Source organism: Longimicrobiaceae bacterium (genome assembly GCA_035936415.1).
Classification (GTDB): domain Bacteria; phylum Gemmatimonadota; class Gemmatimonadetes; order Longimicrobiales; family Longimicrobiaceae; genus JAFAYN01.
The window spans coordinates 1-2,980 of sequence record DASYWD010000105.1; the positions used below are offsets into that span (position 1 = coordinate 1).

3 protein-coding genes are annotated in these 2,980 nt (G+C 76.3%); 1 reads left to right on the forward strand and 2 read right to left on the reverse strand.

Annotated features, from left to right (window positions below):
* Window positions 1-47 precede the first annotated feature (47 nt).
* Both VGR37_04135 and bstA read right to left on the reverse strand, forming a co-directional pair.
* A complete protein-coding gene (locus VGR37_04135) occupies window positions 48-1,046 on the reverse strand; it encodes a M20/M25/M40 family metallo-hydrolase (protein HEV2146583.1) in 999 nt (332 codons plus the stop codon).
* 62 nt (window positions 1,047-1,108) lie between these two features.
* A complete protein-coding gene (gene bstA / locus VGR37_04140; GenBank protein HEV2146584.1) occupies window positions 1,109-1,642 on the reverse strand; it encodes a bacillithiol transferase BstA in 534 nt (177 codons plus the stop codon).
* 179 nt (window positions 1,643-1,821) lie between these two features.
* Between bstA and hrpB the strand changes: the two genes are divergently transcribed.
* Window positions 1,822-2,980, forward strand: a 1,159-nt coding sequence (gene hrpB / locus VGR37_04145; GenBank protein ID HEV2146585.1) for an ATP-dependent helicase HrpB, incomplete at its 3' end; no start/stop codon positions are given.

The following is a 2,980-nucleotide window of genomic DNA, read 5'->3' on the forward strand; positions in this document are numbered from 1 at the left end:
GGCGAGGGGCCGCCGGAATCGGCCGGCGGCCCCTCGCTCCCCCTGCCCTACTGCGCCGGGGCCGGCATCGCGCTGCGGGCCCGGACGATCTCGTCCACGCCGCGGTCCAGCGTGCGCACCGCATCTGCGATGGTGCGGACGGCCCCCACGTAGAACTCCGGGGTGACGGCCTCCACCTCGTCCGAGGGCTTGTGGTAGCCGGGGTGGTCCTCCACGCCGAAGTAGACGAAGGGGATCCCGGCCTGGTGGAAAGCGCCCTGGTCGGACTGGAGCGTCCAGTCGTCCTGTGGCGTCGGCTCGGGCGTGTCGTGCCCCAGGAGGAGGCGGACGGGCGCGCGCGCGGCCACCTGCTCCAGGTACGGGCGGAGGAAGGGCCACTTGGCGGCGCCGGCCGCGTACAGCTCGCCGCGCTCGCTGCGGCTCACCATGTCCATGTTCACGTTCAGCGCGATCCGCTCGCGCGGGACGGGCGGGTTCGCGACGAAGGCCCGCGCCCCCTGGAGCCCCACCTCCTCCGCGTCGAAGAAGGCGAAGATCACGGTGGACTCGGGCGGGTTCGCGCGGAAGTGGCGGGCCAGCTCCAGCAGCGCCGCGGTGCCGGAGGCGTTGTCGTCGGCGCCGTTGTAGATGGAGTCGCCGTCCACCGGGCGCCCGCTGCCCACGTGGTCGTAGTGCGCGGACACCACCACGTAGCGGTCCGGCCAGCGCGTCCCCGTCACCTTCCCGAGGAGGTTGATCCCCCGCGCCTGCGCGCCGCCGCTGCGCGGCGTGAAGGTGAACGGGTGCTCGTACCCGGAGCCCACCGGCTCCAGCCCCATGCGCCCCAGCTCGGCGAGCAGGTGGGCGCGCGCCCGCGCGTTCCCGGGCGTCCCCACCCGCCGCCCCTCCATGGAGTCGGCGGCGAGGACGCTCAGGTCGCGCAGCACGCGCTCCCCCTGGATCTCGGCGGCGGGTGCGGCGGCCGTCCCGCCGCCCGCGGGCGCGCACGCCGCGAGGGCGAGGAGCGGGAGGAGCGTACGGAGCTTCCGGACGGAGTTGGTCGGCATGGTGTCTTCGTTCGAGAGTTGGTGATCGCGGGGGAGAGGGGCCGGAGGGCGAGGGCCTGCGCCTACCCCCACCCCATCCGCTCCCGCAGCCCGGCCACGTGCGCCACGTGGTGCCGGCCGTGCCAGGCGTACAGCCCGACCGCCGCATCCAGGCGTACACTCCTGCCCGTCTCCGGGTGCCGGAAGGTGCGCGCCAGCTCGTCCGGCCCCAGCGAGCGCAGCAGCGCCACCCACCGCCGGTGCAGGGCGTCCAGCAGCGTGAGCGACACCTCCGGCGGCGTGGCGCGGGTGTCCTCCAGCTCCGCCCACGCCGCTTCGTCGTACGGCTTGATGGTGGGCTCGTCCTCCGTCAGCGCCAGCTTGAACCGCGCCAGCGCGTTCATGTGGCTGTCGGCCAGGTGGTGAACCACCTGCCGCACGCTCCATCCGCCGGGACGGTACGGGGTGTCCAGCTGCTCGTCCGAGAGCCCCTCCACCGCGGCGCGGAGGCGGGCGGGAGCTTCGGCGATCTCGTCGATCCAGCGGGGGACGTGGGCGGGGTCCGGGCGCGCGCTCGGGTCGAAGCGGCCGACGGGAAAGCGCAGGTCTTCCGTCACGGGGCCTCCGGTGTGGATGGGGGACGGGCTCGCCGATGGACGTCCGGAGCCGGCGTGCCGCAGGGCTGCAAGGTGGCGCCCGCGCCGCCGCGCTGCAAGGCCGCCGGCCGGCCGGGACTGGAACCCGCGGCCCCTCGGCCGCAGATTGGGCGTGGCCCGTTCCACCCGAACCCGGACCGATGCCCCAGCTTCCGCCCTCCGGCCTCCCCATCGAGGACGTCCTCCCCGCCCTGCGGGAGGCGCTCCGCGGCCGCACCGCCGCCGTGCTCCAGGCGCCCCCCGGCGCCGGGAAGACCACGCGCGTCCCCCTGGCCCTGCTGGACGAGCCCTGGCTCGCCGGGCGGAAGGTGGTGATGCTGGAGCCGCGGCGCCTGGCCGCCCGCGCCGCCGCGCGCCGCATGGCCGCCACCCTCGGGGAGCGCGTGGGGGAGACGGTGGGCCACCGGGTGCGGATGGACACCCGCGTGGGGCCGCGGACCCGCATCGAGGTGGTGACGGAAGGGGTGCTCGCCCGGATGCTCCAGGCGGACCCCGCGCTGGAGGAGGTGGGGCTGCTGGTGTTCGACGAGTTCCACGAGCGCTCGCTGCACGCCGACCTGGGGCTCGCGCTGGCGCTGCAGTCGCAGGCGCTGCTGCGCGAGGAGCTGCGCATCCTGGTGATGTCCGCCACGCTGGACGGCGCGGCGGTGGCGGCGCTCCTCGACGGCGCGCCGGTGGTGACCAGCGTGGGGCGGGCGCACTCCGTGGAGACGCGCTACCTCCCCCGCCCCGCCGAGGGGTGGCTGGACGCGCGGGTGGCACGCGCCACGCTGGAAGCGCTGGACCGCGAGCCGGGGGACGTGCTGGTGTTCCTCCCCGGGCAGGCGGAGATCCGGCGCGTGGAGGAGCGGCTGCGCGACGCCTGCCCGGGGCCGGGGGTGCGCGTGGCGCCGCTCTACGGCAGCCTCCCGCAGGAAGCGCAGGACCGCGCCATCGAGCCCTCCCCGCCCGGGGAGCGGAAGGTGGTGCTGGCGACCTCCATCGCGGAGACCAGCCTCACCATCGAGGGGGTGCGCGTGGTGGTGGACAGCGGGGTGATGCGCGTCCCGCGCTTCTCGCCGCGCACCGGGATGACGCGCCTGGAGACGGTCCCGGTGACGCGCGCCTCGGCGGAGCAGCGCCGCGGGCGCGCGGGGCGCGTGGGGCCGGGGGTGTGCTACCGCCTCTGGACCGAGCCGGAGCAGCACGGGCTGATCCCCCACGCCGCGCCGGAGATCCTGGCGGCGGACCTCGCCCCCCTGGCGCTGGAGCTGGCCGCCTGGGGCGTGGCCGACCCGGCGGAGCTGCGCTGGCTGGACC